Below are 14,591 nucleotides of genomic sequence, written 5' to 3' on the forward strand. Positions count from 1 at the left end.
TATCAAATACAACTGTAACATTATGAAACGGTCATATATCATAGCCGTTGCTTCCGTCATATTGTCGGCGGCAGGTTTGGCAGGGATTTTCATGTATCCCGGCTCAACAGCAGACGCCATGCCCCGGCAGGAAGACATCGGCACCAGCATAGTGGCTGACGCCACCGACGCATCACCCGGATTGGCGGCCACAGAAAGCGGCAATCCTTCTCCGCAACAGAAGGAAGAGTTTACATCCGGCAATACAACGGCAAAAGGAACTGTTGCCGAAGCTGTTCCCAGCAATAAAACGGAACAGACCAATGCAAATGAGGACAAGGTCTCTGCCGACGGATCCGTCCGTAAATATTTCACCACGGCACATTCAGACAGCATTTCCGTGGCCGGCGGCACTCTTGCCGTGGCAAAGGGACGGCTGTTGCGCCCGGTAAGCCTTTCCATCTGCGCGGTGGACAGTACGGCATTGCCGGAACTGGACTTTGCTATGTGCAATGTCACGGGCGAGAGCGACGGCTACCGCTTCCTCCCTCACGGCACGCACTTCACCGAAGAGGGTGCTACAGTACGCCTGAAGTATGACCGCACGAGGATACCGAGCGGTTATACGGAAGACGATATACGAACATTCTACTACGACACCAAAGAGGGGCACTGGGTGGCTCTCGAAAGGGTGAGGGTCAACAAGGAACTGGCCTACGTGGAATCCAAGACCACTCACTTCACCGACATGATCAACGGTGTCATACAGGCACCCGAATCCCCTGAGACCGACGGTTTCGCCCCGACCATGATGAACGACATCAAGGCGGCAGACCCAACGGCGAAGCTCAACATCATAGCACCGCCATCGGCAAACAACCGTGGCTCGGCCAACTTGCAGTACGCCTTTGAGATGCCTCCGGCACGTAACGGCATGGCTCCCTCTCTCGCCATCAGCTACAACAGTGACGGTGGCAACGGATGGCTCGGACAGGGCTGGGACCTCTCCGTACCGTCCATCACGCTTGATACCCGTTGGGGTGTGCCGCGTTATGACCTTGCAGACGAGACCGAGACCTATTCGCTCTCCGGCTCCATGCTCTCTACAATGGATGACAACGGTGCGATGAGCGTGGCCCACCGTGGCGACAAGATTGCACGCAAGACTGACCGTCAGTTCTATACCCGTCAGGGCGGTGACTTCTCACGAATCATCCGTAAGGGCGACAGTCCGGCCAACTATTATTGGGAAGTGACCGACAAGCAGGGCGTGGTTTATACCTATGGTGGCGAGGGCGCAGTGATCAAGGGCACGATTACCGACATCGCTGGCAACACACGCGAGGTGATTTCCGAATGGAAGCTCAAGAAGGTTGTAGAAACACACGGCGACTGGATAGAGTACGAGTACACGACAGCCAACGAGCCGGTTCGTGGCGGACTGGTGGCAAAGGCCATCTATCTCTCCAAGGTCAGTGCGGGCAATGTTGAGAGCAGCGAGCCTCACACCGTGGTGACGCTGACAGGCGACAAGACCAAGCGGCAGAAAGCCAACAACGCACGTTATGGTTATCTGACCTCTTCCAACAGGCTGCTTGAGAAAGTTTCTATCAACTTCATGGGCGAGGAATTGCGCAGCTACACGTTCTCATACGTTGATGGCGCGTTCCACAAGGATTTGTTGGAGGGTGTTCGTCAGTTTGACGACCAGGGACAGGAGTTCGCCTTCCAGAAATTCGACTATTACGATGACGTGCAGTCGGCAAGCGGATATGTGCCGTTCAAGTCACAATCCGAGACATGGAACACACATAATGACGGACTGGATGCAGGGTTCATCAATCCGTTGCAGGGAATGGACATGTTCAGTGACAAGCCTACGGCTCTCGGTGGAACGACAAGTTCTTCCGTGGGTGGTTCGTTCTATGCCGGTGTCGGAATATACGATGGAAGTTCGTCAACATCAGGTACAATCGGTGGAAGCTTCAACTATTCCAACGACAAATCCAAAGGTCTTTCAACATTTGTAGATCTGAACGGTGACGGATTGCCAGACAAGGTATATCGTGATGGAAACTCTGTCTATTATCGTCCTCAGTTAAGGAATAGTGATACAGGTGAGGTCTCTTACGGAGAGCCGATTAGGGTAAACGGAATAAGCGGATTCTCATCTTCAAGCAGTAACACTTACTCTGGCGGTGCAGATGTCAAGGCTGGATGGGGTGCTGCAGTGGCTACCATTGGTACAGATGCGTCCAAAACCACGACCAAGACGACCGTTTATTTCTCTGATATAAACGGAGATGGTCTGATTGACCTCGTTTCAAACGGCAAGGTCTATTTCAATCACATCGACTTTGATGCCCAAGGCAATGCTGTTCCGACATTCACTCTCAGCAGTGCAGACACTCCAAGTCCGATTATATATGACCCGACAAAGATTGACGTGTCCGTAGGTGCGGTTGATCCGGAAGAACAGGCAGAAGCATTGCGTATCTCCCCAATGGAGGATGCCGTCCGCGTATGGGTGGCACCGAGAGCCGGTGTCATCAGCATTTCTGGCTCTGTATCTCTTGTAACTCCTACGGGCGATTATGATACGGAGGCGTATGAAAAAGCAGATGGAGTCCGTGTCGCCATACAGAAAGGCGGTTCGGAATTGTGGAGTCAGTCCATCGCAAAGGGTGACGTGACTTCTTATCAGGCAAATGCTTCATCAATATCCGTAAACAAGGGCGATCGTATATATTTCCGTGTCCAGTCAGGGGCGGAGGAAATGAGTAACGGCGCATTTGATGAAGTGGTTTGGCATCCGGTCATAACCTATGCCGGTACAGAGGAAACCATGCCAAACGGCTACTCAACGACTAAATACGAGCCGGAAGAAGGTGCATTGTATTTTGCTTCAACTTATTTAAGCATTGAGAAAGGGAATCAGACTGTCGGTATATCTGGTAATTTCATTAAACCTGCGACAACGGATGATGTGACCCTCATCATTATCGGGTCAACCGACAAAAAGGATGGTAATGGCAACGACAACCCGTCGTATGTCGAGAAGCAGGTATATACCCGCACATTCCCATGGAATGAGAGCTACAACGATGATGTCACCATATCACTGCAGAATACAGACGGACTGACAAACTTCCGTTTTGTCGTTAGCTCGGAATCCAATGTTCGTTGGAATGCAGTCAAATGGAGTCCTGTCGTTTCTTATACAGATTCTACCGGGACACAGCAGAACCGTCAAGTCTGTCCGGATTATACGCTGTATTCAAACCATGTCGTAAATGCGCCTTCGTATTTGCCGACAACGGCAGATACTGTGCTTTATGTCAAGCCGGTCATTACATTCTCCAATCCGTCATATAATGGCAGCCTCACTTTGACCGTAAAGACCACAGACAGACTGTTGGGTAAGAAATCATTTGCTGTTACCGGCGGTATTGTGGCGAATGATTCTATCTCCATACTGAAATCCGACATCGGCAGCGATAAGGTCTGGTTTGAATTATTCTCTGATGATTGTAAGATTGGCGATGCTATTACTGGCGTTTCAGTTCAGATAAAATCTCCGTCAGTATTGTTGCCACAGACAGCGGAGGCTAATCTGTATGCAGCCAACGACCCGGCAGGCTTCGGAAATCTGTATCGTGGCTGGGGAGGTTTCGTCTATAACGCCTCCGACAACCGTTATTCCCGTCCGATTGATGAATCTCTTCTGACTTTGCCGCAGGATGAGAATGCAACGGTTGATCCGTTAACAATGGCATTTACTCCATTAAGCACGGATTTGAATAAGCTCGACCGATGGAGCGGACAGCGTGAGGAAATTTTCATCACTGCGACCAATATGGGTGCGGCGCGTCTTACAGAACAGGATGTCGTACTGAGCAATCCGTTTGAGAATATCGGAAACGTATCAGGACTTGCCGGCGAGCATCTGCAAGGAACAGGTGCAGCAGCAATTTCGCAGGAAATGGTAAGCCATAACAATGTTGTACAAGGCGGTGCAATATTCACGTACAATGACGCAAACGGTGACAGCAAGACAAAATCCATGATGATAGACCTGAACGGTGACGGCTATCCGGATATTGTCGCCGGTGGAAAAATCCAATATACCAACACGCTTGGTGGTATCAGTGGAGAGGTACTGGAAGGTATGGGAACAATCACCAGTGGCAGTAAGGCACAAGGCTTTGCGCTCGGTAGCGATCCTATCCTCTCAGCAGTAGCGACCATTAAACAGATTGCTAACGGAAAGAATACCTCTGCCAACCAAGAATCAAGCAACAAGGCAAAGGGTTCTATTTCCGCTTCTCTCAGCATTCCGCCATCGAACGAAGACTGGAATATTGAGAATTTTGTTGATGTGAACGGCGATGGTCTTGCTGATAAAATTATATCAGGGAATAAAGTAAGATTGAATTTAGGCTATTCTTTCACTGAGCCTATCGACTGGGATATTGACCGCATACAGGGCGGCAAGAGCCAGTCTTATACAGCAAATGTCGGTGGCGGATATAACCAAGGTTCCGGCAGTTTCGCAGGTGGATACAATATAGTAACTTCCGCGAATGAGGAACAATACAATCTTACGGATGTCAATTCAGACGGATTACCCGACAAGGTTTGGAAATCCGGCAATGGCATCATGGTTGCATTGAATACCGGAATAGGATTCGATACTCCGTTTGTATGGCAAGGTGTGGAAGCATTAAGCAAGTCAGCATCTACATCCGAAGGCGGAAATGTAGCTTTTACGGTTTCTATTCCTATACCTCTTCCTATTGGACCGTCATTAAAAATATCTACAAATCCCGGCGTGACATTGAGTCACAGTATCAATCGTACCAATTATTCTTTGCAGGATGTTGACGGCGACGGCTATCTTGACATCGTGACCTCCAACAGTGAGAGTGAGCTTACTGTTACACGCTCTGCTATCGGCCGTACCAATATGCTCAAGACTGTCACCAACTCTATCGGCGGACGCTTCGAGCTGGATTACGCACACTCGACCCCGACCTACGGACACCCCGGTGGCAAGTGGGTTATGTCGGCATTGACCGTTGATGACGGTATCCATGACGACGGTCCGCTGATGAAAGCGGCATTTGAATACGCTGACGGCTTCCGTGACCGCCATGAGCGTGACTTCCTCGGCTTCGGCAAGGTCATCACCAAGAGCCTTGACACCGAGAAGGGCGACGGCGTATATCGCCAGTCTGTTCAGGAATTTGCCGTTGACAACTACTACACGTCCGGCAACCTTGTGGCTTCATACGTTTCTGACGCAGCAGGCAACAAGTTCACTGAGACTGTCAACGAGTATGACGCTTACAGCATGACCGCCAATGCGGACAACTACTCCTTCACAAAGCAGGATGTAATCTATAGTGACCGTGCATCGGCTTTCGTTCCTCTACGCTATACTGCCAACAAGCAGTACGAGGGTACTTCGCAGGGGATGGTAATCTCAGAGGCATGGAACGAGTATTATCTCAACGGCTATCATGGAGAACTGAAATCCTACCGCTACAGCGACAAGGGCAGCCTTGGCAACAGCGGCACGGGCAGCTATGACTATGCGACAAACATCCAGTACACCTCCAATGCCGACAAGCACATTTTCGGACTTCCTACGAATGTGACCGTTGTCGGTGGCGATGGCTCGACGTATCACAACGTGTCGGCGACTTACGACACCAAGTACCCGAACCATCTGACACAGGTGACACAGCAGCTCGGCAGCGGAACGGCAGTCACCGACTACAAGTACGACCGTTATGGCAATATCACCCAGAAGACTCTTCCTGCCAACGGCACGGGACAGCGTATGTGGTACAAGTACCGCTATGAGCCAGAGATGAACATGTATGTCGAGCGTATCGACGACGCTTGGGGCTACCGCAGCGAGGCGGGCAACTTCGATTACCGCTACGGTATGGCACTGGAGCGCCGTGACCTTAACAACTTCTACTACGAGACTGAGCTTGACAACATCGGTCGTGTAACCAAGGTTCGCGGCCCTAACGAGCTGGCAACCGGTGTTCCTTATATCATCGCATTTGAGTATCAGCAAAAAGCAGGCTTTAGTGAATCGGGCATCACCGCCCCTGCATACGCAGTGACCAAGCACTACGACATTCAGCATCCTAATGACGATCTTGAAACCGTGACTTTCGTTGACGGTTTCGGACGGCCTGTTCAGGTGAAGAAGGACGGTGTTGTCACTACGGCTGCGAAGGGTTCCGGTGCATCCGACCAGAATGTGATGATTGTCAGCGGACGCAACGTCTATGACGCTTTCGGACGTGTGGCAAAGGCATACTATCCCACTACCGAGAGTCTGGGCAGCAAGACCTCGTTCAGCACCACGTTTGACAATGTTACCCCGACTGTGACGGTCTATGATGTTCTTGACCGTGCGTTGAGTGTGACACTCCCGGACGAGTTCGAGACAAAGACAGAATACACCCTTGACAGCGGGTCTAATGCACTCGTAACAACGGTGACGGACGCACTCGGCAATAGTCAATCGACTGTTACCAACGGTAGTGGCAAGACTGTCAAGTCTATCCAGCACAGCGGTCCAGACGGTGATATTACCACCACATTCGAGTACGACGGCATCCAGCGACTTGTAAAGGTTTCTGATGTCGAAGGTAACGTGACGACATCCGTTTATGACATGGGTGACCGCCGCACGGAGGTCAACCACCCGGCAAGCGGTATCACCTCGTTCACCTACGACCCACTCGGCAACGTGCTCACCAAGCAGACGGCTAATATGGCGGAGGAAGGCAAGATGATTACCTATACCTACGACTACCACCGTCTGACGGGTATCAACTATCCTGACCATCCCGAAAACAATGTGAAGTATTACTATGGCGGCCGCAACGCATCCCACAACCGTATCGGCCGTCTGATGATGCGTGAGGATGGAACCGGTGCCATCGAATACTTCTACGGCAAGATGGGTGAGGTGACGAAGACACGCCGCACGCTTATCGTGCCTAACCAGGCGATTGCCACATACGTTACCCAGTGGACTTACGACAGCCACAACCGCCTCCTTGAGATGATCTATCCTGACGAGGAAAAGGTGACTTACTCGTACAACCTCGGCGGTCTGCTTGAGAAAGTCCGTGGCGAGAAGTCATACGGCTATGACTACATCACCAAGTTGGGCTATGACAAGTTCGAGCAGCGCAGTTATCTGAAGTATTGCAACGGCGCAGAGACGTTCTACACCTACGACAACCGCCGTCGCCTGAGTAACCTCGCGGTGAACAGCGGCAATACGACCATCATGGACAACGACTACACCTTTGATGCTGTCAGCAATGTCCTTTCGGTGGCTAACAACGCTTCACTTCCTGCCAGCGGCAATGCCGGCGGCCAGATGTCGCATGCCTATACATACGACGGACTATACCGCCTCGTTTCCGCAACAGGTACATACACAGGTGCCGACAATAAGTCAGCATCCTACACCCTTGCCATGGGCTACGACAACATGCACCGCATCAAGTCCAAGAGCCAGCATCTGACTCAGGACAACGTGCAGTTCAATGGTACGCTCAATGTGGGCTATGACCTGTCATACACATACGGTACTGAAGCCGGTAAGAAATTCCAGCTTGCAAGTGTTAAAGATGTGAATTATCGCACGGAAGAGACTCCTGGAGACAATAATATCGAAAATAATCACGTATATTTGTATGATAAGAACGGAAATCTTGTATATGTGAACACCGGACGTATGATGAACGATGGACATAATGAGGTCGGCACAAGAGAGCGCAAGCTCATCTGGGACGAGGAAAACCGTCTGCTTGCAGTGGACGATAACGGCTTCGTGTCCAACTACTGGTATGATGCTGACGGCGAGCGCACAGTCAAGACTTCCGGCGAAAGCGATCAGGTTTATGTCAACGGAGTATTCTCCGGCGGCTCTACCAACACCGCGAAGTTCTCGCTCTATGTAAGTCCGTACCTCGTTGCTAACCAGGGAGGTCGTTACACCAAGCATATCTATGCAGGCAGCCAGCGCATTGTGTCTAAGGTCGGCGATTTCGCCTCCTATGGCTCTGACCCGCGCCGTATCGAATATGCCGGTGCCAACACTGACGGTCTTTCGGTAAACTACAAAGCTAAGTATGCGGCTCAACAGCAGGTAATCAAGGACAACTACAAGACCTTTGATGTGCCTTACAACGGAACCGACAACGACAACTATGCAGATGGCGAAGGATTCTGCTGCAATGACGGAACACAGGGTGCTCTATTAGAGGCTAACAAAGCTCGGTCTCGTACAGTTGTAAAGTCATTCAAAGATCCAGACAACTATGAGAACCTGCAGTTCTACTATCATCCCGACCATCTTGGTAGTTCCAGCTACATCACCAATCTTGACGGCGAAGTTGTGCAGCACATTGAATATGTGCCATTCGGAGAAGTTTTCATAGAGGAACGCAACAATGTATGGAACACGCCTTATCTCTTCAATGCAAAAGAATTTGACGAAGAAAATGGTATGTACTATTATGGAGCGAGGTACTATGAACCGAGACTAAGTTTATGGATGTCAACAGATCCGATGCAAGAAAAGTATTTGGATTATTCTTCATATTGTTATACAGGAAATAATCCAATAAGATTTAGTGACCCTAATGGTCAAGATTGGTGGGATAAAGTAAAAGGATTTGGTGCTGCTCTTGTAGATAATGCTACTGGTGGATTAACCAATATCCGAACATATGCAGGGAGAAATGTTTCAGATCCCAAGGACTTCAATGCAGGATTAACAGCTGGTGATATTGCCAGTCTAACCGTGGGAACTATTGAAAGTGGTACAGGTTCTGCTATGGTTGCAAGTGGAACATCTATTACTACGGTAGGACTCGTTGCAGAAGGTCCTTCGCTTGGAACTTCTACTGTTGTTGTAGTTATAGGAGGTGCTGATGCTGCTGTTGGAGCAGGTCTTACAGCGCACGGAGCTGTAATGATGGCTACTGCAGGTAAAAATCTCTCTGAAAAGAAAGGACATCTTGATACTGGAAATTCGACAGCATCCAATAATCGAGGAACTAAAGTCAATAGTAAAACTTTGTGGAAAGATTCAAAAGGAAATCGAATTGATGTTGAAAATCCAAATCCGGGACAACGGCCAGGACAAATACATTTTCAAGATAATAAAAACAACAAATATTTATATAATAATAAAGATGGTCGTTTTTATTCTCGTGACCCTAAAACAAATAAATGGGATGTACCAGCACCAAATAGAGTAAACGAACAATTATCAAATCCAAATGTACAAAGAGCTATACAAACAGGAAATAAATATCTTGGGAATGAGTAATTCTATATATCTCGTTTCTATGAATGAGAATATGAAAACTATTCTAAACAGATATAAGATGGAATACCAGCCTCTCTTAACTACAACCATTCCTCGAAGGCTTTATAACTATATAGAGACCGGAGTAGAGTTTAGAAAGGATGTGAATAGCTACACTTATAAATCTGTAAAAAAATTTGAACTTTATTATGAGGATAAAACTGGAAATGAATATTCGAATAATAAAATATATGTTGATAAATATCCGAATACAGCATATACTCTTAGAATAAGTTTGAATTTTGCATTCGCTTTAGCTAAATTGCTGGAGGAATTTCCTGATAAGTTTAACATCGTTTTGAGCGTTAATCAGGAAGATATTGTAATTTCGTTCTATTGTGTTCGAGAAACCGAGCAATGGTTAACTGAAGATTTAGAGTCATATCATGATGAAGCGATTTTTGTTTTAACAACAAAATCACATGAATGACAAAAGACTGATGTAAAACCACAATTACTCTCAAAATATTTTTGATTGTAATTACAAGATTGAGAAAAGTCGTATCAAGCCAAGTATCCAGACTATGATACGATTTTTCTTATTTATATTCTAACGTTAAAAACGTATTTCAGCCATTGATACACACCCCCCCCGTGGCTCGTTTTCACAGTCAACAAGGAAGCCTATTGATGCTATATCGACATTAGAATGAGACTTCAGTAATGATTTTAAATAAATTTTTGGTCGGAATTATTGCAAATTCTCCGACCAAAATCAATTTCGCAGAAGGCAAATAATCAGGGATGTAAAAACAAAAGTTCCGCCCTGGTACGCTGTTCTATGGGAAGCGTGGCGGAAACTGTCGGTCAAAAGTAATGATTTTATTTCAATTAGGCAACTTCTTTCAGAAGAATAGGCTTGGAATCAGCAATAAATCTTGGTTGAGTAATTGCCTTACTTCCAAAGCGGCTCGTTTTCCCATCCGACCGGGAAACCCATCGCAGTAACATCGACATTAGGATGAGCCTTCAGTAATGATTTCAACTGCTGTTTGAAGTCGTTGCCGGGATGGGTTGCATTCTGCAAGTATGCCAGACAGCAAAGCTGGGCATAGAGTTTGGTCGGCAGTGTTATGGAGGCATTAATCCAATCACCTTTCAGTTTACCGGGAAGCTGTGGTTTCAGAGGGTATCTTCTGTTCCATGTGCGAGAATGATGTGCAAGACAGTTGCGCAATGCCACGGCACATTTACACCAACTTTCAAGATATTCGTGCTGTGGCAAATTAAATTCCCTCGCAATTTTCTTCTTGAGTTTAGTGTCTTTTAGGTTGCAGAAAATCTTTGACAACGTGCCGAAAGAGACCACTTCCAAAGTTTTCCATACGGGCGGTATGATAGGATTTGAGTATTTGTCAAAGTGTTCCTGAATGAAATCTTCCTTTGAACGGAATACTTCCTGTTGGACACGGATAGAGCAATCGGTGAAAATTTTATTGTCTGTAAATAGATTTCTGTCCATTATCCAAAAAGAACCGTAAGCCATCGAAAAATGGTGTATCAGTTTTGAGCGAAGAGCAATTTCAAAACTTTGGATAGCAGTAAAAATCAATGCCCTTAATTTCTTGTCAAAGTAATACAGATTGATGGCATTGTCGAAATGGCTGTTTGGTTTGAACACATGAGTTGTCTTATCTTGTTCCATAGGACGAAGGTAGTTCGCCAGACGGAAATAACTCATGATTTTTAACTGTGCTACAGCATCATTGTCATTTCTGATGATTAGGCCCCGGTCTTTCAGCATCTGAAGAATCTGGGGATAATTCAGCGGTTGTTTGGTATAATCCATAAATGTATAAAAAGCAAAAGTTCCGCCCTGGTACGCATTGAAAAGAGGCGTGGCGGAAATTGTCGATGCAAAGGTAGTGCTTTTATTCCAATCCTGCAAACTTTTCAAGAAAAAACAGCAGATAATCCAATATTGTCCTAAACGTTTTGGGCAAAAATAAAAATAGGAAGTAGTTACTAAGGCAAAAAATGACTACCTTAGTAGTGAGCGACCAACTCAACTACTTCCTATGGCAAATATAACACTTTTCGCACAAACAATCGCCCAGTTACCCCGTCAAACAATCAGAAAAATAATCCGCGAGGCCCAAACAGACAAGCACAACAAGGGTTATGACACGTGGAGTCAGCTAATCAGCATGGTCTTCTGTCAGTTTTCCAACTGCGACTCCGTGCGGGACATATCCAACGGGCTGAAATCCGCCACAGGCAACCTCAACCATCTCGGTATAAGCCGTGCGCCATCAAAATCGACAGTGGCATATCAGAACGCCCATCGCGACTGTTCGGTATTCCGAGACATCTTCTACCGCCTCTATCAGCATTTCGGACAGCAGGCGGGGTGGATTCATGGCAAATTTCGTTTCAAGATGCCGTTGCGGCTGTTGGATTCGACGCTCATATCGCTTACGCTGTCTGTCTACGACTGGGCGCATTATACCACGACAAAAGGCGCTGTGAAGATGCACACGCTTCTTGATTATGACTGTCTGTTGCCTGAATTCGTGAACATTACAGACGGGAAAGGCTCTGACAACAAGGCGGCCTACGACATTCCTGTAAATCCGTATTCAATTGTAGTTGCCGACCGTGGCTACTGTGATTACAGCCTGCTCAGCCATTGGGACAGCAACAATGTGTTCTTTGTGGTCCAGCACAAGGACAACATCAGGTATAAGACCGTCCGTGAGCGTCTATTGCCTGAAAAGCGGGCGCAGGACGTGCTTATTGATGAGGAAATTGAACTGGAACTTCCAGTCGCGAAAAAGAAATATCCAAAGAAACTCCGCAGAATTGCCGTATGGAACGAAGAACATGGTTTCGTGGTGGAACTTTTGACAAACAACTTCACTCTTGCCGCCTCCACGATAGCCGCAATCTACAAGGCAAGATGGAATATTGAGATTTTCTTCCGCAATCTAAAGCAGCTTCTGCGCATAAAGAGCTTCATCGGCACCACACGCAACGCCGTGGAAATCCAGATCTGGACTGCACTGATAACCATGCTCATCCTGACATGGCTGAAACACATCGCCAAGTACAAGTGGGCAATGGCTAATCTTGTTGTCTCTCTGCGACTTAACACCTTTACCAAAATCGACCTCAACAAATGGCTTGACGAACCCTTCACACCGCCTCCCGAAGAGCCGTTTTTGCCTTAGGGGGATTACTCTGATGTCATTTTTGCAAAGGCTGATGCCTCTGCACGTTGAGTAGCACTCAAAAATTATTTAGGACAATATTGCAGATAATCACCAAAAAAACTTGTTACGAGACGGTTCGAGACGGTTTTAATCCCCAAAACGGCGTGTCAACGGTTGTAATCGGATAGTTTTTCCAATGCCTGCTGCCTTGTCTCGTCGATGAACTGCAGTAGCACACCCGGGTCTATGTGTCGCCGCCCCATTCTGACGGTCAGGTGCAGATGCGGCCCGGTTGAACGTCCTGTGTTGCCGCTTATACCTACCACCTCCCCCGGTCTCACACAGTCACCTTTCTTCACTCGCCATTCGGACAGATGGCAGTAGCTGACAGAGAAGTCCCCGTGCCGCACAGTGACATATTTCCCGGACACCTTGTCCTGTCCGACCTTCACCACGATGCCGTGCATCATGGCGTATGTCTCGCACCGGTCAGCCTTCAAGTCCAGTCCGTTGTGTTTCCTGCGTTTTTTCGTGAACGGGTCTGTACGCACGCCAAAAGGCGAAGTCACAAAAATCTCCTTCAGCGGATATGACACGCTAAGATAGCTGTCAATCCACTGCTTCCGCATTGAAGCGGTGTCGGCTGACGACTCCGCCGATGCCGCTTCTTCCGTAATCTCTTTTGTTTTCCCTACCGTCCCCTGTGTGACACGTTCAATCCTGTAACGTGCCGCATGGGGCGTTATTGTATGGAACTGTGCCGATGCAGCCATGCAACAGCCCAACCCCGTCATGAGCAATAAATTCCTTAACATGGCGCAAAGGTAACAATACCATATCAAACCACATTCTATTTTTACATATATCAGTTTAAGCAAAATATCATACTCTAAGCAACTGTAATACTTGTTTATATCGCATCAGAGTATAAAAGTAAGTATGATTATTATGTCTTATATTAAATAAGCATAAACCAAAGTAAAATCATACTTACAAACACCTCTGAATCGGAACAACACATATAATTTTGCGGAAAACGACAACCCATAAAATTATAAAAATGAAAATTCAAAGATTTCAGAGCGAGGAACTGCCTTACGGCATACTCGACAGATTCGGGCTGACACAGGATATGCTCGAAGACCTGCCCCAGAAGGCGATAGAGGACATTCTTGACGGTCGCCGTTCCCCGGTGCTGCCCATCAGCGTCACCGACGAAAGCGGCGAGGAAATCCATGCCCGCACCCGCTTCGCGTTCATCCGCATGGACGACGACAGCGTCGATGTGGTGTTCTATCCACAACTCAAAGCCGGCCGCCTCGACCGCTTCACCGAGGAAGAGCGCAAGGCTTTGCTTGAGCACCGTCCCGTCATCGCCCCAGTCACCACTCCCGAAGGAAGGGAGATACAGGCATTTCATCAGATAGACCAGGGCACCAACCAGATCATCTACGTGCCTACACCCGTCATTGGCCGCAATCTCGAATACGCAGCCAACGAAATGAAGCTCACCAATGCGGAGCTTACCTGTCTGCAGAAAGGATTGCCCATTAGCGTCATGGACGGCGATGACCTCTACACCATCGGCATTGACCTCAATGAAAAGACCGGTGTGCGTCTCACGCATGGTGACGAGAAGAAATGGCGCGAGGAACAGCGACAGGGCTTCGGCAGATACAACTTCGGACTGAACGGTTGCTGGGTCTCCGACGAAGAAGGCAACCTCGACTATGTTCCCGAAGCATCCTATACCGAGGAACTGTGGGAAGAGATGCGCAAACGCAACAACATGACCCTCAAACACTAAACCGCAAGCAAGATGAAATACGAACCTGAAGAGAAACTTATCGAGAACGTACAGTCCGGCGAATACGGTTGGAAAGAATACATCACCCGCCACTCGCGCGAGCTGGCACAGGAATACGAATGGTACTGCCACCGCCAAGGGCTTGACCCCAATTTGGAAGAATCGGCTGTCAACTTCATGGAAATGAAGAACGCCCTGCTTGACGAGGCACTGGAAAACGGAAACGCATAAACAA

The 14,591-nt window shown here is 47.9% G+C and carries 7 protein-coding genes; 5 read left to right on the plus strand and 2 right to left on the minus strand.

From position 1 onward, the window contains the following. The first annotated feature begins 22 nt into the window (after nucleotides 1–22). Together E5358_RS02055 and E5358_RS02060 are read left to right on the plus strand one after the other, a co-directional pair. Nucleotides 23–9,358 (plus strand): SpvB/TcaC N-terminal domain-containing protein, encoded by a 9,336-nt coding sequence (locus E5358_RS02055; protein WP_277821128.1) that lies wholly within the window; start codon nucleotides 23–25, stop codon nucleotides 9,356–9,358. A gap of 31 nt (nucleotides 9,359–9,389) precedes the next feature. Beyond that, a complete protein-coding gene (locus E5358_RS02060) occupies nucleotides 9,390–9,827 on the plus strand; it encodes a hypothetical protein (RefSeq protein WP_135938661.1) in 438 nt (145 codons plus the stop codon). Nucleotides 9,828–10,292: 465 nt separating this feature from the next. Here E5358_RS02060 and E5358_RS02065 read toward each other — a convergent pair whose 3' ends face one another. Beyond that, nucleotides 10,293–11,186, minus strand: coding sequence for an Abi family protein (locus tag E5358_RS02065; RefSeq protein WP_123482776.1), 894 nt, complete (start codon nucleotides 11,184–11,186; stop codon nucleotides 10,293–10,295). A 229-nt stretch (nucleotides 11,187–11,415) separates the two neighbouring features. On the opposite strand from E5358_RS02065, the gene E5358_RS02070 reads away from it, so the two are divergent. After that, complete coding sequence (locus E5358_RS02070; protein ID WP_135938662.1) at nucleotides 11,416–12,567, plus strand: IS4 family transposase; 1,152 nt, start codon at nucleotides 11,416–11,418, stop codon at nucleotides 12,565–12,567. A 149-nt stretch (nucleotides 12,568–12,716) separates the two neighbouring features. Here E5358_RS02070 and E5358_RS02075 read toward each other — a convergent pair whose 3' ends face one another. Continuing rightward, nucleotides 12,717–13,364 carry a M23 family metallopeptidase gene (locus E5358_RS02075; RefSeq protein ID WP_123482774.1) on the minus strand — a complete coding sequence of 216 codons (648 nt, stop codon included), beginning with the start codon at nucleotides 13,362–13,364 and terminating at the stop codon, nucleotides 12,717–12,719. A gap of 245 nt (nucleotides 13,365–13,609) precedes the next feature. Between E5358_RS02075 and E5358_RS02080 the strand changes: the two genes are divergently transcribed. Both E5358_RS02080 and E5358_RS02085 read left to right on the plus strand, forming a co-directional pair. Continuing rightward, nucleotides 13,610–14,356, plus strand: coding sequence for a DUF4099 domain-containing protein (locus E5358_RS02080; RefSeq protein ID WP_123482773.1), 747 nt, complete (start codon nucleotides 13,610–13,612; stop codon nucleotides 14,354–14,356). A 12-nt stretch (nucleotides 14,357–14,368) separates the two neighbouring features. Continuing rightward, nucleotides 14,369–14,587 carry a hypothetical protein gene (locus E5358_RS02085; protein ID WP_123482772.1) on the plus strand — a complete coding sequence of 73 codons (219 nt, stop codon included), beginning with the start codon at nucleotides 14,369–14,371 and terminating at the stop codon, nucleotides 14,585–14,587. Nucleotides 14,588–14,591 lie beyond the last annotated feature (4 nt).

Source organism: Palleniella muris (assembly GCF_004792655.1).
GTDB classification, from domain to species: Bacteria; Bacteroidota; Bacteroidia; order Bacteroidales; family Bacteroidaceae; genus Prevotella; species Prevotella muris_A.

Bases quoted from the DNA above. Each gene is read 5' to 3' on its own strand.
- E5358_RS02055 (WP_277821128.1), top strand. From the start codon at position 23: ATGAAACGGTCATATATCATAGCCGTTGCTTCCGTCATATTGTCGGCG.
- E5358_RS02060 (WP_135938661.1), top strand. From the start codon at position 9,390: ATGAAAACTATTCTAAACAGATATAAGATGGAATACCAGCCTCTCTTA.
- E5358_RS02065 (WP_123482776.1), bottom strand. From the start codon at position 11,186: ATGGATTATACCAAACAACCGCTGAATTATCCCCAGATTCTTCAGATG.
- E5358_RS02070 (WP_135938662.1), top strand. From the start codon at position 11,416: ATGGCAAATATAACACTTTTCGCACAAACAATCGCCCAGTTACCCCGT.
- E5358_RS02075 (WP_123482774.1), bottom strand. From the start codon at position 13,364: ATGTTAAGGAATTTATTGCTCATGACGGGGTTGGGCTGTTGCATGGCT.
- E5358_RS02080 (WP_123482773.1), top strand. From the start codon at position 13,610: ATGAAAATTCAAAGATTTCAGAGCGAGGAACTGCCTTACGGCATACTC.
- E5358_RS02085 (WP_123482772.1), top strand. From the start codon at position 14,369: ATGAAATACGAACCTGAAGAGAAACTTATCGAGAACGTACAGTCCGGC.